Origin of the sequence: Phascolarctobacterium sp. ET69 (assembly GCF_023336935.1) — a bacterium.
Taxonomy (GTDB): domain Bacteria; phylum Bacillota; class Negativicutes; order Acidaminococcales; family Acidaminococcaceae; genus Fusicatenibacter_A; species Fusicatenibacter_A intestinipullorum.
This window is the reverse complement of sequence record NZ_JAMBLR010000002.1, coordinates 313,140-334,227: the sequence shown is the minus strand read 5'-3', so window position 1 is coordinate 334,227 and position 21,088 is coordinate 313,140. Positions and strand designations below refer to the sequence as shown.

The 21,088-nt window shown below is 42.9% G+C and carries 21 protein-coding genes and 1 other annotated feature; of the genes, 9 read left to right on the top strand and 12 right to left on the bottom strand.

Annotated elements, in window-relative coordinates:
* The first annotated feature begins 136 nt into the window (after positions 1 to 136).
* Positions 137 to 712 (top strand): DUF3106 domain-containing protein, encoded by a 576-nt coding sequence (locus M3079_RS04415; protein ID WP_249077467.1) that lies wholly within the window; start codon positions 137 to 139, stop codon positions 710 to 712.
* 115 nt (positions 713 to 827) lie between these two features.
* Here M3079_RS04415 and M3079_RS04410 read toward each other — a convergent pair whose 3' ends face one another.
* On the bottom strand, positions 828 to 1,127 hold the full coding sequence (locus M3079_RS04410) for a helix-turn-helix transcriptional regulator (RefSeq protein ID WP_249077465.1): 300 nt from the start codon (positions 1,125 to 1,127) through the stop codon (positions 828 to 830).
* 14 nt (positions 1,128 to 1,141) lie between these two features.
* Positions 1,142 to 1,498 (bottom strand): type II toxin-antitoxin system RelE/ParE family toxin, encoded by a 357-nt coding sequence (locus M3079_RS04405; RefSeq protein ID WP_249077463.1) that lies wholly within the window; start codon positions 1,496 to 1,498, stop codon positions 1,142 to 1,144.
* Between the two features lie 317 nt (positions 1,499 to 1,815).
* Here M3079_RS04405 and M3079_RS04400 point away from each other — a divergent pair, with 317 nt between their 5' ends.
* Both M3079_RS04400 and M3079_RS04395 read left to right on the top strand, forming a co-directional pair.
* Positions 1,816 to 4,095, top strand: coding sequence for a DEAD/DEAH box helicase family protein (locus M3079_RS04400; protein WP_249077462.1), 2,280 nt, complete (start codon positions 1,816 to 1,818; stop codon positions 4,093 to 4,095).
* Positions 4,095 to 4,649 (top strand): hypothetical protein, encoded by a 555-nt coding sequence (locus M3079_RS04395; RefSeq protein WP_249077459.1) that lies wholly within the window; start codon positions 4,095 to 4,097, stop codon positions 4,647 to 4,649. Before M3079_RS04400 ends, M3079_RS04395 begins: the two co-directional genes overlap by 1 nt.
* 94 nt (positions 4,650 to 4,743) lie before the next feature.
* On the opposite strand, the gene M3079_RS04390 is transcribed toward M3079_RS04395, so the two are convergent.
* Entirely contained in the window at positions 4,744 to 5,889 is a 1,146-nt protein-coding gene (locus M3079_RS04390; protein ID WP_249077457.1) for an aldo/keto reductase, read from the bottom strand.
* A 190-nt stretch (positions 5,890 to 6,079) separates the two neighbouring features.
* On the opposite strand from M3079_RS04390, the gene M3079_RS04385 reads away from it, so the two are divergent.
* The 4 genes from M3079_RS04385 to M3079_RS04370 all read left to right on the top strand — a co-directional run bounded on the left by M3079_RS04385 (position 6,080) and on the right by M3079_RS04370 (position 10,178).
* Positions 6,080 to 6,547 (top strand): cyclophilin-like fold protein, encoded by a 468-nt coding sequence (locus M3079_RS04385; RefSeq protein WP_249077455.1) that lies wholly within the window; start codon positions 6,080 to 6,082, stop codon positions 6,545 to 6,547.
* A gap of 16 nt (positions 6,548 to 6,563) precedes the next feature.
* A complete protein-coding gene (locus tag M3079_RS04380) occupies positions 6,564 to 7,265 on the top strand; it encodes an antibiotic biosynthesis monooxygenase (RefSeq protein WP_249077452.1) in 702 nt (233 codons plus the stop codon).
* A gap of 12 nt (positions 7,266 to 7,277) precedes the next feature.
* A complete protein-coding gene (locus M3079_RS04375; protein ID WP_249077451.1) occupies positions 7,278 to 8,285 on the top strand; it encodes an alpha/beta hydrolase in 1,008 nt (335 codons plus the stop codon).
* A 192-nt stretch (positions 8,286 to 8,477) separates the two neighbouring features.
* Positions 8,478 to 10,178, top strand: coding sequence for a hypothetical protein (locus M3079_RS04370; RefSeq protein WP_249077449.1), 1,701 nt, complete (start codon positions 8,478 to 8,480; stop codon positions 10,176 to 10,178).
* A gap of 119 nt (positions 10,179 to 10,297) precedes the next feature.
* Here M3079_RS04370 and M3079_RS04365 read toward each other — a convergent pair whose 3' ends face one another.
* From M3079_RS04365 to M3079_RS04355, 3 genes are all read right to left on the bottom strand, one after another.
* Positions 10,298 to 10,450, bottom strand: a complete 153-nt coding sequence (locus M3079_RS04365; protein WP_249077447.1) for a hypothetical protein — start codon at positions 10,448 to 10,450, stop codon at positions 10,298 to 10,300.
* 102 nt (positions 10,451 to 10,552) lie between these two features.
* The gene (locus M3079_RS04360; RefSeq protein WP_249077444.1) at positions 10,553 to 11,440 is read right to left on the bottom strand and encodes a LysR family transcriptional regulator; all 888 of its coding nucleotides are present in this window, start codon (positions 11,438 to 11,440) and stop codon (positions 10,553 to 10,555) included.
* Positions 11,441 to 11,576: 136 nt separating this feature from the next.
* The gene (locus M3079_RS04355) at positions 11,577 to 12,134 is read right to left on the bottom strand and encodes a flavodoxin family protein (RefSeq protein ID WP_249077442.1); all 558 of its coding nucleotides are present in this window, start codon (positions 12,132 to 12,134) and stop codon (positions 11,577 to 11,579) included.
* A gap of 98 nt (positions 12,135 to 12,232) precedes the next feature.
* On the opposite strand from M3079_RS04355, the gene M3079_RS04350 reads away from it, so the two are divergent.
* Positions 12,233 to 12,574, top strand: a complete 342-nt coding sequence (locus M3079_RS04350; RefSeq protein WP_249077440.1) for a helix-turn-helix domain-containing protein — start codon at positions 12,233 to 12,235, stop codon at positions 12,572 to 12,574.
* A gap of 138 nt (positions 12,575 to 12,712) precedes the next feature.
* Here the strand turns inward: M3079_RS04350 and M3079_RS04345 are convergent, their stop codons facing one another.
* The 6 genes from M3079_RS04345 to M3079_RS04320 form a co-directional block, all read right to left on the bottom strand.
* Complete coding sequence (locus M3079_RS04345) at positions 12,713 to 13,387, bottom strand: energy-coupling factor transporter transmembrane component T (protein ID WP_249077438.1); 675 nt, start codon at positions 13,385 to 13,387, stop codon at positions 12,713 to 12,715.
* Complete coding sequence (locus tag M3079_RS04340) at positions 13,384 to 14,193, bottom strand: energy-coupling factor ABC transporter ATP-binding protein (RefSeq protein ID WP_249077436.1); 810 nt, start codon at positions 14,191 to 14,193, stop codon at positions 13,384 to 13,386. Before M3079_RS04340 ends, M3079_RS04345 begins: the two co-directional genes overlap by 4 nt.
* Complete coding sequence (locus tag M3079_RS04335; RefSeq protein ID WP_249077706.1) at positions 14,193 to 15,053, bottom strand: ABC transporter ATP-binding protein; 861 nt, start codon at positions 15,051 to 15,053, stop codon at positions 14,193 to 14,195. Before M3079_RS04335 ends, M3079_RS04340 begins: the two co-directional genes overlap by 1 nt.
* On the bottom strand, positions 15,053 to 15,631 hold the full coding sequence (locus M3079_RS04330) for a tryptophan transporter (protein ID WP_249077434.1): 579 nt from the start codon (positions 15,629 to 15,631) through the stop codon (positions 15,053 to 15,055). The genes M3079_RS04335 and M3079_RS04330 overlap by 1 nt, the downstream gene beginning before the upstream one ends.
* A gap of 43 nt (positions 15,632 to 15,674) precedes the next feature.
* Positions 15,675 to 15,927 (bottom strand) — a binding site (T-box leader).
* A gap of 41 nt (positions 15,928 to 15,968) precedes the next feature.
* On the bottom strand, positions 15,969 to 17,441 hold the full coding sequence (locus M3079_RS04325) for an aldehyde dehydrogenase family protein (RefSeq protein WP_249077432.1): 1,473 nt from the start codon (positions 17,439 to 17,441) through the stop codon (positions 15,969 to 15,971).
* Between the two features lie 272 nt (positions 17,442 to 17,713).
* Positions 17,714 to 18,034 (bottom strand): heavy metal-binding domain-containing protein, encoded by a 321-nt coding sequence (locus tag M3079_RS04320; protein WP_249077431.1) that lies wholly within the window; start codon positions 18,032 to 18,034, stop codon positions 17,714 to 17,716.
* 152 nt (positions 18,035 to 18,186) lie between these two features.
* Here M3079_RS04320 and M3079_RS04315 point away from each other — a divergent pair, with 152 nt between their 5' ends.
* Positions 18,187 to 21,069, top strand: coding sequence for a DNA methyltransferase (locus M3079_RS04315; RefSeq protein WP_249077430.1), 2,883 nt, complete (start codon positions 18,187 to 18,189; stop codon positions 21,067 to 21,069).
* The last annotated feature ends 19 nt before the right edge of the window (positions 21,070 to 21,088 follow it).

Here is a 21,088-nt window from a genome sequence, read left to right as displayed (position 1 = left end):
TAATATTAACAGTAAAATGTGGCTAAAAAACCTCAAAATAAAATATTTTTGCCATAATTTTGCCACAAGCACACTGTACAATAAAGACAAGATAAAGAGCATAACAAATAAGCATAAATTAAAGGAGTGACCTGATATGTTGAAAAGCAAATTATTCAAATCCTTAGTAGTTGCAGGTTTAATCACCGCCATCAGCGTACCGGTTTTTGCGGCAGGCCAAACCGAACAGGTTCAGCCCACCATGCGCGATAAAGTAGAAAAAATTCTGAGCGAAGGCGATACCGATGCACGCCGCCCGATGCCTCTGCGCCGCGGCACTCCGCTTACCCCCGAACAGCGCGCCGAGCGTGATGCTGCAAGGCTGGCATGGATGGAAATGACCCCGCAGCAGAAATTTGAACAGCGCCAGAAATGGCATGACGAATTTTTAAGCAAACTGCCGACAGAAAAACGCGAAGCTATCGAAAAACGTGAAGCCGAAGCCAGAGCAAAATGGGCCAGCATGAGCGAAGAACAGAAGCAGGAAGCACTGAAAGATATGTTCCGCGGCCCGCGCGGCAACTTCCGCGGACTGCACTGCGGCTGGGGCCCGGGTTATGGCCGCCACCATGGCGAAGGACGCTATGACCGCGACCGCCACTATGACCGTTACCACCATGACGGCCACTGCGACTGGGGCGATGAATGCCCGTTCTACAACGAGGATAAATAACCCCGCAAATAACCAGACAGCACAATAAAATAACCTAACAGCAGATTTGAAACATCCATAAACCTTTCCCCTTCTAATCAAAAACCGGCATCATAACGATGCCGGTTTTGTTGTTTTACAACGATGCTATTTTAATGGTTTTGCCCATGGCGTGCAGGATTTTAAAAATATTATTTAAACTTGGGTTAATTTTGCCGTTCTCTATTTTTGCTATGGTAGACTGAGAAATACCAGTCTTTTTGCTTAAATCAATCTGCGTTAAATTTACCGCCTTTCTTGCCTCAACAATTTGCAGCAAAAAATCTGCGCGTTCTTTAATTATCTCTAACTCATCACCGCTATAAATTTCATTAAAAAAATCATCTACACTGCTTCCACTATATTTTGTGTTAATTTTAACATTTGCTTCTTTCATTTTATTCACCTCTTTTATCTGCCAATCAATAATTTATATCTGCTCAATGCTTTTTGTATATCTTTTTTAGGAGTTTTCTGCGTTGTCTTTTTAAATATATGAAGCAAATATATCTGATTTTCTAAAATACAGCAATACAAAATACGCCTGTTTTTTGGACGCAGTTCCCATATAGGGCCTTGCAAATGTTTGATATAAGGTTCACCCAAAGCATTACCCTTGGCTTTTAACATCATTAATAATTCTGATATTGTGTCTAATGTATCACGCGTAACTTTTTCATTTGTCAGTGCCATGTCTTTCAGATATTCTCTGACAGGTTCACGGCCATTAGCCGTTTTAAAAAATTTAATTTCAAAATTTGATTCCACACAACCCTGCCTTTCCGTATCCGCTTTTTATTCTTTTCAGGAATATTTTAATAGATATTTCATTAAAAAGCAAGAAAGAAAAAACTATTAATATTTAAGCAACAACTGCATAAATTTTGAACTTATCATAAAAAAACAGTTTCAAACTTGCATTTTTCTTAAGAATTATTGCAAGTATACTTATAATAATTGCCGGTAATTATTTATTTTTCGGCATTTTATTAGATTATGTAACAATTAAATAAAGTTATTTATTTGCCACAAAATATATGCAGTGCTATACTAAATTATATATACTCGCCGAAAGGATGAACGCAATGGAAAAAGAATTTGAATATGTAGAATCAACTTCTTCCGGACAAATTTTACGCAAAAAAGCAAAAAGCACGCGCATACCTTATGAACATCAAATAAAAGCTATGCAATGCCTTGATAAAATAAACGAAAGCCCATCCTTTGCTACAATGGTAGTTTTGCCGACTGGCGGCGGCAAAACTTACACGGCTTCCGTATGGCTGTTAAAGAATGCCATTAACAAAAAGAAAAAAGTTTTGTGGATTGCACACCGCCAAATGCTTTTAGACCAGGCACTGGAATCCTTTGCCAATCACGCATGTTTAGATTATATCCCGAATATTTCGTCTTTTAACTTTCGTATAGTTTCCGGTGCGGAAAGACACGGCAGAACCATTGACATTAACACAGACGACCAGCTTGTAATCGCAAGCAAAGACAGTATCGGCAGAAATTTAAAATGCCTTGATAACTGGCTGGCAGATGATGACGAACTTTATTTCGTTATTGATGAAGCTCACCACTCTATTGCTAAAACATACCGTAAAATAATTGACCATGTTAAAGAACTTGTTCCAAATTTAAAAATTATTGGTTTAACAGCAACACCATTCCGTACAAGCAAAAAAGAAGAAGGTTTGCTTTCTAAAATTTTTACTGATGGCGTTGATTTAAAGAAAACTGACCCTGTTTACGGTGATTTAGGTTTAGCCTATGCTATCAATTTAAAAGAACTTATTAAAAGACAGATTCTTTCAACACCTATTTTTGAACACTACTACACCGAAGAACGCTATGGTGATGATTTAAGCGTTGATGAATGGAATACCATTCATCGCTTCGACAGTATTCCCGAAGACATTGCCATAAAAATGGTACAGAGCAAAGAACGTAACAATCTTATTGTAAAAACCTATAAAGAAAAACAAAAAGAATACGGCCAGACTCTTGTTTTCGCTGTAAATATCGACCATGCTATACAGTTAAAAGCTCTGTTTGAAAAAGCAGGCATTAAGGCAGATTATATTGTATCATCACTTACAATTTCCAGATTACTTATCAATTTAAGTAAAGAAAATGAAAAAAAGATACAGGCTTACCGAGAAGGCAAACTTCAGGTTTTAATTAACGTAAATATTTTAACCGAAGGCGTAGACCTGCCACAGACACAAACAGTATTTCTTGCCCGTCCGACTGTTTCAACAATTTTAATGACTCAAATGGTCGGCAGGGCTTTGCGCGGTGTAAAAGCAGGTGGTACAGCTAATGCCTATATTGTTTCCTTTATTGATAACTGGAATGAACACATTGCCTGGGTTAACCCGGAAAGCCTGTTTGAAGGCAGTAATGATTTCTTTGACAAAGACCCTGGCAAACGTATTAAACGTGATATGATGATGATTTCTGTTGCCAAGCTTGAAGAATTTGCAAAAATTCTTGATGATACAGTAGACACAACAAAACTTGAAAACGTGCCGTTTTTAGAACGTATACCTTTAGGTATGTATACCTTCAGCTATACTGAAAACAGTTTTGGCAAAAATCAAGATATTGACTATACCTGCGAAGTTATGGTTTATAACAGTACAGAAAAATCCTATCAGGACTTTATTAATTATCTGCCTGAACTTTTCAAAAAATATAATTCTACTGACACAGATACGCTGCCAGATGAAATTTTATTTAAAATGGAAGCAGAATGCCACGATAAATTCTTTAAATACGAAACTATTCCGCCTTATGCCGAGGAAGATGTGCTTAATATTTTAAAATACTACGACCAATATTCCGTTGCACCACAATTTTATTCCTTTGATTATATTGATAAAAACAGACTCGATATAACACAAATAGCACAATTTATTATTAATGCTAAATTAGGTCGCATCGAAGAAAAAGAATATATAACTGCACTTTGGAACAACAATGATGAAAACATTTTAAAATTATTCTTTGTAAACAAAACTATTTTTAAGCGTCATATTGATATAGAAATAGATAAAATCTTAGAACCGCCTGAAGGAATAAATATATCCTATCCTAAAATTCCTTTAATAGATTTACCGCTGTATGAAATTGGAAAAGTATTTCCTCAGCATGAACAATATCTTCGAGATATAACTTTTGAAAAATCGAAAAATGCAGATGGTAAATTTCAGTGTGCACACTGCGGGGTAACAGGTGATAACAGACTCGGATTTGAAGTTGACCATATTACACCTATGAATAAAGGCGGCAAAAGTGTTCCCGAAAACCTGCAAATACTTTGCAGAAGCTGCAACCGCAAAAAGAGCGATAAATAATGGTAACACTTAAAGAATTAAAGCCATTTTATTATACTGCTCTTGATTTAGGCGTTATTTTATCAAAAGCAAACTTAACAGTTATCGAGTTTTCCAATGTTTTAAAGCAGATAGCTGAAAACGAAAAAGATTTAATTGCGCTTAAATACAAAAATGACCGTCGGAAATTATTTTTAGCGGCCTCATATTGGAGTTATTATTTTGTCGATAAAGAAGCACTCGATGCTGAATTTCCGGCAATCAAAAAGCTATTAAGCACTAAAGACATAGAAATTTCAGACGGCGATTTTACTGCCGATTATTCTGATTTGGATTTGTTTTTCAAAAGCATCCGCTTGCGCATACTTTATATTGGCAAACAGGATTATGTAAGAATAAAGCTACGTACATTATTAAAACGTTACGGGTTAAAACGCCGCTCACAAAAATTTATTGATAAGTTTTTACTATGTATATGGTTTTATCAATTGCAAATTTATTTGCCTGGTAATAAAGAATGCGACATTCGAAAAGTAAATGTTGATGATACTATTATTTTCCGTATAAAAAACTAAAAATCAGCACCATCTTATCATAAGGTGGTGCTGATTCTTTATTTCATACTATTTTGTTTTAGTCTCTATTTATTTTCACTTTTTTATACTTTCCTCAATACCCAAAAACTTCTTTTGCCTCTTTCATGTTCGCAACGGGGTCAACAGCGAAGGGGCAGCGTTTGGCGCAAGCGCCGCAGGCAATGCAGTCGCCGGCGTGGGCTTCAAGCGCCGCATAGTGCTCGCGTACGGTTTCCGGCACTTCGCCCTGCGCTTTGGCAAGGTTCAAAAACTTGGTTACGTTTGCCACGTCAATGCCTTTGTGGCACGGCGCGCAATGACCGCAGTACATGCAATGCCCTTCCCAGCTGATTTTGGGGAAGCTTGCAAAAACTTCTGCATAGTCTTTTTCAGCTTCGCTTGCTTTTTCGTAATCAAGCGAGGCTTTTAATTCTTCCATGGTACGCGCACCACTCATAACAGCCGCTACCGCCGGGCGTGTCAGCGCATAATGCAGGCACTGTACCGCTGTCAGCGCCTTACCTGCCGGGCTGTACTCGCTCAAAAGGTCGCCGCCGCCAAAGGCTTTCATAACGGTAATGCCCACTCCCAAACGCTGGCAGGTTTCGTAAAGTTCCGCACGTTTGGGGTCAAGGTTCAGCAAAGGCTTTTTGTAGCTTTCTTCCGCCCACAGTTTTTCCACGTCATCCGTGCCGGGCAGCAAATCATAGCAGGGGTTTACGCTGAACATCAGCACTTCCACCTTGCCGCTTTTTACGGCTTCCAGCACCGCCAAAGGGTTATGGCTGCTTACGCCGATATGCTTAATTTTGCCTTTGGCTTTCAGTTCCAGCGCATAATCCAGAACGCCGCCGCTTTCAATCGTGCGCCAAAGTTCCGGCGAATCTACGTAATGAATCATGCCGATGTCGATGTAATCCGTGTTCAAATTTTTAAGCATAGTTTCAAACGCAGCTTTTACACTGGCAATATCGCGCACAGCCTTATACTGCCCGTCCTTCCATTCCGTGCATAAATGCGCCTGATAAATAAAATCTTTGCGGCGGCTGCCAAGTGCAGCTGCAATATTTTTGTGCATATCCGGGTTGGGGCTATATAAATCCATGCAGTTTACGCCCGCTGCCAGAGCAAGTTTAAACATTTCCTGCGTAAAAGCGGCGTCTTTGCCGTTAAAGCCTTCGCAGCCAAGGCCTATTTCACTTACTTTCAATCCTGTTTTGCCAAGTTCACGGTATTTCATGCCAGTTCCTCCTTTAAAGCATTTCTCCATATAATTATTTTAGTTAAAAATTTTTAAACGCGCAAGTTGAAGCATACTCCCGCCTGCACTTCATGCCAAAAACGCATGTTGGTGCATAACAATTAAGCATTAGACGCCATGCCCTGCGCTTTTTATAATTAAACTATACAAATAAAATGGAGGGATACCTATGAAAAAATTACTTTTGCTGTTAAGCGCTGCACTGACGGCACTTGCCGTTTCCGCCTGCGGCGCTTCCTCACCTGCAGCTCAGCCTGCACCGCAAAACACTACCGCAGCAGATGACCACAAAGCCGTGCTTGTTATTGACGGCAGCCGCCTGCCTGTTACGCTGCGCAATGAACCGAGCGCCAACGATTTATACAGCCGTTTGCCGGTAACGCTTTCGTTTAAGGATTTTTCCGGCATGGAAAAGATTGCCTACTTCGACAAGCGCCTTGACGAAAAGGGGCAAAAGGTTGGCTGCCATCCCCTTGCGGGCGATTTGTGCGTTTATCAGCCGTGGGGCAATTTAAGCATTTTTTATGTTGATTTTAAAGACGACCGCAACTTAATCCCCATCGGGAGGCTGGAAAGCGGGCTTGATATTGTTAAAGCCCACGACAGTTTTACCGCAACGCTTGAAAAAGCAGAGTAAGTAAAGGAGATGCACCATGAAAAAATTATTATTTTGCGCAGCTATGATGCTGCTTTCAGGCTTGCAGGCACTGCCGGTAAACGCCGCAGCCGCTGCCCAGCCCTTTGTGCGCTGGAGCGTATACAGCGCTGCCACCGGTAACGAAAACGCCCTGCGCGCAGCCGTTGCCGCACTTAACACAGCACTGCAAAACAGCGAAGGCGTGCTGGCTGTTTACGGCGGTGAGGATGAAAACGGCGTAATGCGCTACTTGGAAATTTATACGGACGAAAACGCTTTTAATACCGCACAAAATAACACCAACGTAAAAACAGCCGCCGCACAGGCGCTTAAACTGGCGCAGGTACATAAAACCCTTGCCGCCGACGCCTTTAACCTGCAAAGCAAAACCGCAGGCACTGCCGATAAGGCACGCATGGCACTGCTTGTTATCGACCCGGCGCAGCTTGACGCTTATAAAAAAGTACTTGCCAAAGAAATGCAAAGCGCCGTTGCCAGCGAAGAAGGCGTACTGGCACTGCTTGCAACAACAGAAACCGCACGTCCCAACGTATTCCACCTGCTGGAATTGTATGCCGACGACAACGCTTACCGCGCCCACATTGACGGGCCATATTTTCAGGAATATAATAAAGCCGTACAAACAATGGTTACGGATAAAGTACTTATCGTTAACAAACCGCAGGCAGTAACGCTCAGCGGCAAAAATTTAAAATAAGCTGGTGACCCTATGAAAAAATTTATTGCCCTTTGCCTTTTGGCCTTTAACATAGCTGCTTCCGCACTGGCTGCGGAAATACCCTATATCGGCCGCGTGCAGCCGGAATACCGTGCGGCGGCAGAAGGTTATCTTATTGAAGCCACATCGCCGCAGGATGTAGAGCAGCGCGTAAAAAACTATGTTCCTGCCCAAAGCAGCATTATCTTTGAAACCGTTAACGCCAAAAGCCTTTACGGCGCAGCGGATGTGCCGCTTTACATTTACCGCCCTGCCAAAAGCAGCGAAGCCAAACTGCCGGTAGTGTACTACGCCCACGGCGGCGGTTATTTGTTCAGAATTTCGCTTGACGACCGCGAACGCTACCAGAACATTGCCAACGCCTTAAACGCTGCCGTTATTACACCGCGCTACCGCCTTTCGGTAGAAGCGCCCTTTCCCGCGGCACTTGAGGACGCCTACAGCGGCTTAATGTACGTTAAAGAAAACGCAGACAAACTCGGCCTTGATGCCGGAAGAATTATTTTAATGGGCGACAGCGCCGGAGGCAACCTTGCCGCAAGCCTTGCACTGTATAACCGCGATAACGCCAACATCCCCATTAAGGGGCAGGTTTTAATTTACCCCATGCTTGATTACCGCACCGCAACTGAAAACTCGCCCTACCATACGCAGCAGACCGGGCACATTTGCTGGCCGCGCAGCAGCAACAAGTATGCGTGGGAAGTTCTGCGCGGAGGGCAAAACCTCAGCGGCAAAATGCTGGGTTATTATTCGCCCACCTTTGCGGAAGATTTTGCCAACCTGCCGCCTGCGTTTATTTATGTCGGCGGGCTTGACTTATTTGTTAATGAAGACATTGACTACGCCGCAAAACTTACGGAAGCAAATGTCGATACCGAACTGCACGTAATTCCCGGATTGTACCACGCTTTTGAAATTGCCGCTCCCGAAGCCGAACAGAGCAAAATTTTCTGGCAGCGCGTGTATGCCTTCAGCACAGAAAAACTGGCGGAATGATTTAAACGTAAATTTAAAAATGACCATACCAAAAGCATCGTTCCCTTTGCAGAGCGGTGCTTTTAAATTTTACATACTGCTCGCCATAAACCAATTGTAAATTGCCAGGTGCAGTGCTACACTTAAAGCAAAGTTCAGCAACAGCCAAAAAAGCAGAAATGTACGCAGAACAGAAATGAGGGGCGGAAAAAGATGGGACGTTTTTTCAGCGATAAAGTAGAAACAGCGATACGCTATATTTATTACGACCTTGGCGCACAGCGCGGGCAGGAGGGATTCCGCCTATTGCAGGAGGCATGCCGCAAGGGCGACGCCGACGCTTACTGCCTGCTGGCGCGCTGTCTGTACGGGCAGGAATACACCTGGCTGGGGCATGATTTTCCGGTAGACGAGGACGCCGCGGACGAGCTGATATACCAATCGGTAATGATGGGCAGTGCGCTGGGAACGCTTATCGCCATGCGCTGCGGCGTGATGAATAAAGAGCTGCAAGAAGCCATGCCGCTGGCAAGCTTAAAAACCGCCTACGATATTATTTTAGAAAAGGCGGAAGCAGGCGATGCCTTTTGCCAGATGGTTATCGGCAACGTGTATTACTGGTACGATTTTTTGCAGATAGAAAACATTAACCCCGAGGATTTTGACAGCGACGAGGCTTTTGAAAGCTTCATTCACGAAAATATGCTGAAATGCGAATACTGGTACAAAAGTGCGCTTGACGGCGGCGTGGCAACCGCTGGTGCGAACCTTATGCTGATGTACATCGACGGTATTGAAGGCGTACTGCCGCCGCAGCCGGAAAAAGCCAAAGAGCTGGACCGCATTTACGCCGCCAAGGGCTACCCCAACTACCAGTATTTTTACGCTTGCGATTTGTTCGATGAAGATAAACACGAGGAAGCCTTTCCCCTGTTCTGCAAGGCGGCGGAGGCCGGTGAACCGCGCGCTTACTTTTTTGTGGGCAATTATTACGAAAACGGCATTGCCGCACCGCACGACGATGCGAAAGCCGCAGAGTATTACCAAAAAGCTATCGACTCCAACATTCCCGTTAAGGCGGGCTGCTACAACCGCCTGGGCGCGATGTATTTTGACGGTCGCGGCGTGGAACAGGATTATGACAAAGCCTTCCGCCTGCTGAAATGGGCGGACGACAGCGGCAAAACCGGCAACTGGGGCGCGTATTACCTGGGTTACTGCTATACCTACGGAGAGGGCACGGAACGGGACTATGTGCTGGCGCGCAAGTATTTAGAAGCGGTGGATTGGGACTGCCAGGATGCGTTTTTTCTGCTGGGCTGGCTGTACTGCAACGGCGAGGGCGGTCCGGAGGATATCGCCAAAGGCGTTAGCTACCTGGAAAAAGCCAAGGACCTTCCGGAAGCGCAGGAGGAATTAAGCCATTACAAAAAGAACTTTTTTGGCAAATGGGTGCGCCGCGATAAAACCGAAACCGTGCTGCGCGGCTTGCTGCGCCTGCAATCCATGTTCGGCAGCGATAAAAAAGAAGCGCCGCAGCTGCCCCAACCAAGCACCACTTTCGACTGGATACTGACTATCCGCAGCCGTTTAAACAGCGAGGACACCCCCACGCCTGCTTACGGGCAGGTTGAAAAAGCGCTGCGCAGCCTTACCACCGAGCCGGAACAGCTCATTATCCTGTGGCAGCAAAACCCCAACAACGCCGATGCGTACTGGTTTATGCGCTGCTCCGTTTACGCAAGAAGCAAAGACAACGACATTTATCTTATTGAAGTTGCTTTTCCGCACAACGGCGGAACAGAATTTTGGCAAAAAACCATTAAATATTTAACCGATGCGCTGCCGTATTTTGATGCCGCTTACCATCATAAAATAATTGATTTTACCGGTTTTGAAAAGCAGGAAGAATAAAACGCGCCGTTATTTTAAATAAATCTTATAAACAAAAATCTCCGCTTAACACTTTGTTAAACGGAGATTTTTTATTTTTGTTTTAAAATTGCGTCGGTTTTTTAAGCCCTTCCGGAGCATTAATCCCTGCTGCTGTTTTTCTTTTGTATTTCGTAACGCAGGTAATTAAGGCGGTCAAGCTGCTTTTCGCGGAAATGTATTTCATCCAGCATGGCATTGCGTCTGGCATTTAATATGGCCAGCCGCCCCGGCTCCGTGGCTTCTCCCTGCATATCATTCCCCTCCTTAAACTTTTTATGCAATAAAAAATGCAGGTGCAAATTTCTTACACCTACATTGTAATATGGCCGCTTTAAATAAGCTAATACCTATATTTAATTACCGGAAATGCTCAAAACGTATGAATGCGCCGAACTGATAAACTCCTCCACCGCCGGTGCCTGCCGCTGGCTCTTTTTCCACGCCAGCACGCAGCCTGTTGCAAGCGGCGGCGCAAGCGGCACAAAACGCAAATCGTCATAAAAATCGGTGCCCATGTTAAGGCACAGCGCCGCACCAAAGCCGCTGTGCACCATTACTGCCGCATTCATCAGCATTGTGTAATTAACGGCAAAATCCATTCTGCCATTTAAACTGCCAAACCAGCTGGCAAGTTCATTTTTAACCAGGTCGCGCTTGGGCATTAATAGCGGAATGCCCAGTAAATCCTGCGGCATCACCGCCTGTTTTTCTGCCAGCGGCGAATCTTTTCTTATTAAAACGCCCCATTCTTCCTTATGCGGCAGGCGCACAAAGCCATATTTGGAAATATCCACGGGTTCTGTTAAAAAGGCTATATCCAAAAGCCCGTTTTCAATGCGTTCTTTAATATCGTCGGCAATGCCGGAATAAAGCGTATAATGCACCAGCGGATATTTCTGGCGGAAATAATTCATCAAACCTGCCAATACGGAAATACTGCTTGCTTCGGCGCAGCCTATTGCGATTTCGCCCATTAAATTTTCGCTGCTGCGCGATACTTCGCGGGTTGTACGCTCGGCAAGCTCGGTAATTTCCTGCGCACGGCGCTTTAAAAGCAGGCCTTCGTCGGTAAGCGTTATGCGGTGCTTGCTGCGGCAAAACAGTTTTACGCCCAGTTCGTCCTCCAGCTGCATTAACTGGCGGCTCAGCGTAGGCTGCGTTACATGCAGCAGATTAGCTGCTCTGGTAATGTTTTCTTCGCGGGCCACCGTTAAAAAATATTTTAAAATACGCAGTTCCACTTGCATTCCCCCTCACATACGCATTTATATTTTTATTGTACTTAAAATAAAGGCGTTAAGCAAGGTGAAGCATGGTTAAAGGGTAAAAAAATCCCCGCAGTTATATTCTGCGGAGATTTATAAGTTTTGCTTTTAGTTAAATTTCCGTGCCCAGCTTTTCAGCTTCGGCAAGCTGCGCCGGTTTATTTAAAATATCGCCCGCCGCAAAATTGCCGCCTGCATAAACAATGCCGCGGTTTTTCCAGCCCAAATGCCCTGCCAGGCCTTCATAAAAGGCTTTTACCGGGGCAAAATTATCAGCCGTATCACCCTCTGCCGCCATTAAAAGTGCACACTCCTTAATGGGGTTGGCATAGCCGGGCATACATTCTGCCACCGCAAACAGGCGGTCAAACGCGCATTTAAGCTGGCCGCTTACGCCCCAGTAGTACATCGGCGATGCCAGCACAACCACATCCGCCTCGCGGTAAGCCGGGTAAATTAAAGCCATATCGTCTTTCTGCACGCAGGGGCTTGCTTCATCTTTGCCTCCCATGCAGCAGCCAAGGCAGCCGTGAATATTCATTTTCTGCAAATCAAAAACCTGTACGGTGTTGCCCGCACTTTCAGCACCTTTAACAAAAGCCTTTACCAGTTCTTTTGTGTTGCCGTTTGCGCGCGGGCTGCCGTTTAAAACAACTATTTTTTTAGCCATTTGCTCCACCTCCGTCTTTCTGCTATAATTATAGCAATATATAAATCAAAGATGAAGTACGCACATTTTTATCAGATACTAACCAAAAGGAGAGTATAATGATTAAGAATTATATAGAAAAGGCAAATTTTGAGGATACCGGCTTCAGCTACACGCTGTCGCTGATTAACGGCAAATACAAAATGGTTATTCTGTACTGCCTGATGGAGTTTGGCGTAGTGCGTTACAGCGAACTTAAACGCTACATCCGCACCATCTCGCACAAAACACTCAGCCTGTCGCTGAAAGAGCTGGAAAAAGACAGGCTCATCATCCGCACCGAATATCCGCAGATTCCGCCCAAAGTGGAATACAGCCTGTCGGAGCTAGGCCAATCACTGATGACGATACTCGACCAGCTTTGCACATGGGGCGAGGAAAATAAACCTGCTAAAAAATAAAGCCGCCCGGCGGTTGCGGGCAGCCCTTTACTCAAATTTAAATTATGCAAAGATAACCGGCGCACCGGCACCAGCTTATCCTGCTATACAAAACCCAAAACTTACATCAGCTTCAGCGTCTGCCAATGCAGGCGCTTTTTATATTTTTACGTATTCCTGCCAGAAGGGATACGTACTGAGCGCAATTACCGCCAGCAGCACAACGTAATCGGCAAGGCCGAGTTTTTGCTGCGGCATGTTTTTATAGGTGTTGGCACCAAAGCCCTTCAGCTCCATGCTCAGCGCCAGCGTTTCGCTTTTGGCTACGGCGCGCATTACCAGCGGGCGTATAACAACAACGTAGGACATCAGCCTTTTAATCGCGTTGCCGCGGTTGGAATAGCCACGGCAGCTTTGCGCGTCCAAAGTAATGGTGCTGTCTGCCAGAAAGTTAGGCACAAAACGCAGCGCCGTTGTCAGCATAAAGGCATATTCGCACGGCAGGTGGAATTTTGTTACCAGTGCCTGGGCAATATCCTGTATGCGTGTTGCTGCCAGCATGCACAAAAAGGCCATGGTCATAACCAGCATGCGCAGGCCGCCTACAAGCGCAATTTCAAGCGGCGAACCGAACAGAAGCTGCAAAAGCACCATCAGCCCGGTAAATACCGCCAGGCCGCCTATTGCAGCCATCGTCATGCGGTCGTGCTTAATGGAAAGGAGCAGCGCCAGTTCCAGCACTAAAATGGTGGCAACAGCCATTACCGGCAAAATAAATACCCATGCCGTTACGGCTACCGTTACTATAATCTGCGTAAATGCCGATATTTTCATGCCTGCCGCTCTCCTTTCATACTAATGCTGCTGCAAAAATCCTCCGGGCTGGTTGCCGTAATGCCCAGCGCGTTGCCAACTGCCGTTGCCGTAGGGCAGCGCAGCCCCCAGCGCTCTACGTTAATACTGCCGTCAAACAGCTTTGCGGGCGTACCGTCAAACACCAAATGCCCGTTATGCAGCACAATGGTGCGCTGCGCATAGCGGCGCACGGTGTCCATATCGTGCGAAATAAGCACTACCGTAATACCGTTTTCTTCATTAAGAGCCTTTAAATAACTCATCATGCGCTCTTTTTCCACAGCGTCCTGCCCGTTGGTTATCTCGTCCAGAATAAGCGTGCGCGGGTTTAAGGCCAGTGCCGCCGCCACACCCAAACGGCGCTTTTGCCCAAAGCTTAAAAGGCGCGGGTATGCGTCTGCCAAATCCGTAAGGCCCGTTGCGGCAAGCGCGGTTTCCACCTGGCGTTTAACCTTGTCCTCGCTCAATTTTTTGGCACGCGGTCCGTATGCCACTTCGTCAAAAACCGTGTCCTCCAAAATCTGCAAATCCGGGTTCTGGAACACATAGCCTATTTTATCTGCCAAATCGGCGGGCTCCATGGCGGCAATGTCCGTGCCGTCTACCAGCACCTGCCCGCTGCGCGGATGAATAAGCGCCATGAACAGGCGGCTCAGCGTTGTTTTGCCGCTGCCGTTGTGCCCCAAAAGCGCCACGAATTCGCCGCTTTCAATTTTAATGTCGATATCGTTCAGCACAGGCTGCCCGCGCAGATACGCAAAATTAACCTCTTTTGCCTCCAGCATTACGCCTCACCCCCTGTAAACCCTTTTGCCTTCAGTTCCGCAAAGGCTTCTTCTTCCGTACGCCAATTACCAAGGCTTACGCCGAATTTTTCTTCAAGCCCCAGCTTAATGCGCCACAGCGCCGGTACAAAATGCCGCAGGGTTTCATCCTTATACATAACGCGGGCGGTGTTTTCAAACTTATCGGCTGCCACAAGGCGTCCTTTTTTAAGTACAACTAAATCTGTCATATACGGCAGCAGATAGTCAATGCGGTGTTCTACAACCACAATGGTTGTACCGTATTCCTTATGTATTTTGTAAAGCAGCTTGTACAGCGAATTGGCGCCGTCCGGGTCCATGGCCGATACAGGCTCATCCAAAACGATAATTTCCGGATGCACCGCCAAAACCGAAGCCAAAAGCAGCCTCTGGCGCTGCCCGCCGCTGAGCTCGTCCAGCTGATAGCTTTCGCGCCCCGGCAGGCCTACATCTTCAAGCGCCCTGCGCGTGCGTTCTTCAACTTCTTCCGGCTTAAAGCCGTGGTTTAACAGGCTGAAAGCAACCTCCTCGCCCGCAGTGAGGGAAACAAGCTGGCTTTCGTAATCCTCCAGCATCAGCCCCAGGCGCATGGCAATATCCGATACCTTTTTGCCTTTGGTGCTTTCGCCCAGCACCATTACTTCGCCGCTGTACGCGCCGCCCATATAAAACGGCACAATGCCCGCCATGGCCTTGCACAACGTTGTTTTGCCGCTGCCGCTCGGCCCTGCGATAACGGTAAAAGAGCCTTTTTCTATTTTAAAATCAATATCGTGCAGCACAAGGTTATTCTTTTTATAAGCAAAATAAAAATGCTTTAATTCTGCAACCGTTTCCATCAATTATCTTCCTCCTGCACAAAAAACAGCCTGCGCACCGGCCCGTACAGCAAAAAGGTAATGCTGCCGTTAAGCACGCCTATTACCGCCACCACCGGCAGCATGGCATACAGCCATACGCTGAAGGGCAGCCCCAAAACTATTTTTAAAATAAAGGTAAATACGCCGCCGCTCACCATTGTTGCCACAAGGCCGGCAATAAACGGGCGCAGGCGCCATTTTTCAAGTTTAACGGCAAGCATGGCCTTAACCAGGAGGCAGCACACCACCGCGCCGCAAACCTCGCTGGCAATATTGCCCAGCGGAAAAGCCGATTTGGAGGACGGCACAAGCGTCATGCCGGAAATAAAACCAATGCCCAGTGCCTGCGGCAGCGAAGGGTTGGTAAGGTTAATTACAATGGAATACATGGCAATGGTCCAGTTCGGCGTAACGCCGCCAACATTAGGGCTTACGGTATGCAGAATAATGCCTATTGCCAGAAGCATTGCCGTTATCGCCACCCAGCGGTAACCGTCCTGCGTTGGTTTAACCTCCGTTAATGTTACTATCTTTTTTTCTTTTTCTGCTGCTTCCATGCCGCTCACTCCTTAACAGGTAAATAAAAAAGCCTTCCATCCCTGTAGGGACGAAAGGCTGTAAACTTTCGCGGTGCCACCCTGCTTGACTTAAATAAGTCCGCTTAAAAGATACGGGCCGATGCCGATATCCGCTTTTATGGTAACGGGCAAAGCATTCCCGGCGCTGCTACCCCTTGCGGCTCGCAGTGCGCCTCCAAGGCCCATTCCCTTTAATGCCCGCCGCCGGACTTTCACCGCCACCGGCTCGCTTTAGGCTGCCTTTTAAAGGTACTTTTCCTTATCATCAGCTGCAAATTTGTAATTACTAAAAGTTTAACATTGTAAAGAGCGGTTGTCAATACAATCCCAAAGGCTTTTCGCCAAGGTTAATCATAATATTTTTGGTCTGGCTGTAATGCTCCAGCATTACTTTATGCGTTTCGCGGCCAATGCCCGATTCCTTATAACCGCCAAACGGTGCGCCTGCCGGAATAGCGTTATAGGTGTTAACCCACATTCTGCCCGTCTGCACGGCTTTTGCCACACGGATGGCGCGGTTAATATCCTGCGTCCATACAGCGCCGCCAAGGCCGTAATTGCTGTCGTTTGCCATTTTAACAACTTCGGCTTCGTCCTTAAACTTAATAACCACGGCCACAGGCCCGAAAATTTCTTCGCGTGCCACGCGCATATCGTTGGTAACATTGGTAATCAGCGTCGGCGCAAAGAAGTTGCCCTTATCAAGCCCGTTTTCCGTAAGCTTATGTCCGCCGCAGGCAATAGCTGCTCCTTCTGCTTTGGCAATATCAATGTAGCTTGCAATTTTGGCAACCTGTTTCGCGTCAATCTGCGAGCCCATCTGCGTTGACGGGTCGAGCGGGTTGCCGACTTTTACGGCGTTAAAGCGTTTAACCGCTTCTTCAACAAATCTATCGTAAATTTTTTCGTGTACAAACACGCGCGAGCCTGCGCAGCAAACCTGGCCCTGGTTGAACAGAATGCCCAGAAGCAGGCCTTCCATAGCCAAATCCCAGTTGCAGTCGTCAAAATAAATATTGGCCGATTTGCCGCCCAGTTCCAAAGTAGCCGGAATCAATTTATCGGCAGCAGCCTGTGCCACGCCGCGGCCAACTTCGGTAGAACCGGTGAAGGCAAGTTTGGCAAAGCCGGGGTGTTCCAAAACATACTGACCGGACTTGCTGCCCTTGCCGGTAATTACGTTAAGCACGCCTGCCGGCAGCACGCCTTCAATTAAACGCACAAGCTCCAAAACGCTCAGGCTGGTAGTGCTGGAGGGTTTAAGCACAATGCAGTCACCCGCGGCCAGTGCCGGAGCCAGCTTCCACGCAGCCATGAGGAACGGGAAGTTCCAGGGGATAATCTGCCCCACTACGCCGATAGGCTCGTGCAGGACGAGGCTTAAAGTGTTGTTGTCGAGCATGGTTGCAGTACCTTCTTCCGTACGGATGGCAGCCGCAAAATAGCGGAAATGGTCTGCGCTCATCGGAATATCAATCATACTGGTTTCGCGGATGGGTTTGCCGTTGTCCAGCGATTCAACTTCTGCAAGGTGCTGGGCGTTGGCGTCGATAATATCGGCAATTTTGTTTAAAATAACCGCTCTTTCAACAGGAGTGGTGTTCTTCCAGCTTTCCCACGCAGCGTGCGCAGCTTTTACCGCAGCGTCAACATCTTCGCGCGTTGCTTCGGCGCAAACTGCCAGTTCTTCGCCGGTAGCAGGGCTGTAAGTTTTAAATGTGGCGCCGTCGGAGGCGGGCTGCCACTTGCCGTTAATGTAAAGTCCGTATTCTTTCTGTAAATTTTTCATTTTCAATACCTAACCTTCTATCTTATTTTAAGAGATCACTGTTTTTGCGATAAACCTTATGTAATCAATTATAATTATTATTTGTTTTTAAGTCAATATGAAATAATGTTACAATAAATACACTTTGGCAGTTGTTTTGTGAAATATTTGAGAAAGGTTAGGAAATATAAAACCGTACAATTTTTAATGTTCTAAATCAATTTAATTACGGCATAAAAATTGCAAAACCGCATAAAAAAAGAGCAGCCCTAAAGCTGCCCATACTGTAAATATTATTTTATTTTAACGGCTGTGCCGCTGACGCTTACCATCAGCATGCCGTTTTCTTTGCCTAATACTTCGTAGTCAACATCGACACCGACAACGGCATTAGCGCCTAATCTTTCGGCACGCTTGCACATTTCGTCAATAGCTTTTTCGCGCGCTTCCTGCAATTCATTTTCGTAAGTGCTGCTGCGCCCGCCAAAAATATCCGTAATGCCGGAAAACAAATCCTTAACAAAATTTACACCGGATACCACTTCACCAAAAACAATGCCCTTATATTCGGCAATCTGCCTACCTTCAACAGTTTGTGTAGTTGTAACAATCATGGGTGTGCCTCCTTTTGTTTATGATTTTCTAAAATTTAAATTAATAATTTTTTTAATTTGCGATGCATAAAATATTGCTCAAATTTTTTATTTGAATTTGATTTAAAATCAAAAAAATGCTATACTACCATAGATAAGAAAGGGGAGTACTTATGAATGTTATCAAAATACTGAACTATCAAGGAAGCAAATCTTCATTGATGCCATTTATAAGTAAAAATATCGAAAAATACATCTCCCCGGAAGATACTATATGCGATATTTTCTCAGGTTCTGGTTGCGTTGCTGCCACCTTAAAAAATAATTATTCCATTATTGCTAATGATGCTGAATTATATTCTTCTATTATTTCTTCGGCATTATTAAATATTCCTTCCACAGACGCACTAAATAATATAAAAGAGGTTTTTTTTAAGGGATATAAATATAATTTTAATAAACTTTTAAAGAAACATGAAAGTTATATAGCAAAAGAACGTTTTTTTGTATCCACTGCGAACAATAATGAATTAATAAATTTATACAATCATTTTCCAACAATTTGGAATAAAATTAATGATTCTATAAATGCTAAAATTTTAAAAGAAAAAAATGAATACAATCTGTTTTTATATTATTATTCCGGAACATATTTTAGCATAGAACAAGCTATATCTATTGACGCAATTATAAAAACTATTCATGAAAGTGTTTCTGATTTAACCACTAATGTACTATGGAGTTGTTTGTTTTATGCTATGTCAGAAACAGTTTTTGCAAAAGACGGCCATATGGCACAACCACTAAATATTAATAAAAATTCGTCAAGACACATCAAACAGCGTTCAAAAAAATTAATAGAATATTTTAGCAAAAAATTAGAAGAATTTATTTTTATAAGTAATAATAATAATAATAATAAATCTCATATCATATATAATGAAGATATTATAGATTTGCTTAATAATGAATCATTTATTAAACAAAACATAAAATTAATTTATGCAGATCCGCCATATACTGATATGCAATATTCTAGATATTATCACTTGCTGAATGTTGCTGCACAATATAATTATCCCGAACCAACTATTATTAAAGGTAAATTTACTAAAGGATTATATACAGAAGGAAGAAATCAATCTAAATTAAGTCAAAAAAGCACAGCTAAAGAAACATTACAAAAACTTTTTGATTATTGTTTTGAACATAAGATTATTTTAGTATTGAGCTATGCCTATCCTAAAAATAAAGTTTATCAAAAAACCGATAGATATACTATTTCTATCGAAAATCTTGTTTATATGGCTAAAAAGACATTTGGACACAAAAAAGTTCAAATTGAACAAGAAAGTTATAAACATACAAACCATAGAAATAGTTTTACTAAAGACGTTTTTGAATATTTAATTATTTGTGGACAAGAAGTACATAAATCTCAATACAATATAGTTAATTTAAAAAAAGAATTAAAAACTCTTATACCCACTTCTAAAAACCCAATATACAATACTCATTTATATTGGTCCCAAAAATCTTTTAATGTAATTGACACTCTAATAACAAACCTTTCAAAAGAAAATGATATTATTTTTGATCCTTTTATGGGCTCTGGCGTAACCATTCTTGAAGCTATCCAAAATAAATATAACCGTTCTGGAATAGGCTGTGATGTAAATGAAATGCCCAAATTTATTATTAATAACATTATTAATAATATACCAAAAAGTGATCTCATTAATATCTTTAAATCATTTAATTGCAAATTAAATGATTTAGAAAATTATTATGAAACAATTTGTCCATATTGTAATAGAATTGGTTATATATCAAAAATAGTTTTTGATAAACCAAATAGAACCAAAAATGATTTTACATTGAAAGCCATATCTTATAATTGCCCCTCTTGTGGTAAAAAAATTAAAGAAGCAGATTTATATGATTACCAAAATTTCTGCAAATTTAAATGTACTAATTATGTAGAAAACTTCAAATTATTACAAAATAGTAAAATTGCTGTTGGTGAATCTGATTTTATAAGCGATTTATTTACGCCAAGAAATTTTTCAGTATTAAATGAAATTGTAGGATATATAAAAAAATCTAATAATAATAACGTGTTGAGATATCTTCTTATGTCGATAATACATTTATCTAAAATAACTGATACTCATTCAAATTCACAGTGGCCTTTATGGATACCAAAATTAAATTGTGTTGAAAAAAATATTATTGATTTACTAAGAAAAAAAATGAATTTATTATTAGAATCTAAATCGTTTATTACAAAAAATTATTCTAAAAGTAACATTGTTACTAAATTTAGCGATTTAAAACCTAATAATGCATTATTACTTACAAAAGGAAGCCAATTTATTACTGCTGAAGAAATACCAAATGATTCTGTTGCATTAATCATCACAGATCCTCCATATATGGATCAAGTATTATATTCAGAATATATGCAGCTATATAAACCTTTTATTGGCTTAGATTTTAATCTTAATGATGAAATTATTGTAAGTTCTGCCAATGAAAGAAAGCGTAGTAAATCTGAATATTTTTCTCTTTTAAATGATGTTTTTAAAATTTGTAGTAATAAATTAAAAGAAAATCATTTTATGTGTTTATTTTTTCACGATAGCAATCTTGAAGTATGGGTAAAATTAATTAATATTCTAGAATCAAATGGCTTTAGATTTATTACTCAAGAACACATCAAAAAAACCAAAACTGTAAAAAATATTTTGAGTCCTAAAAAATCTCTTGGTGGAGATGCTATTCTTTTTTTTGAAAATACACGTCAAAAACTCCCTCAACATATTACATCATTTTCAACAAATGAAATTGAGCACTTCGTTTTTTTAGAAGCTAAAAAACTTCTTGAAAAACATGGTGATCTATCTACACAAGAGTTATATGATATAGGAATTATGGAAATGCTTATTGAAAATGGTTGGTTAGAGCAACTTTCCACAAAATATAAAACCCTTGTAGATATATTCGAAGCACATTTTATTTGGAAAAGAGAATCTGGGAAATGGCATCTTCAATAATTGAAGATGCCATTTCTCT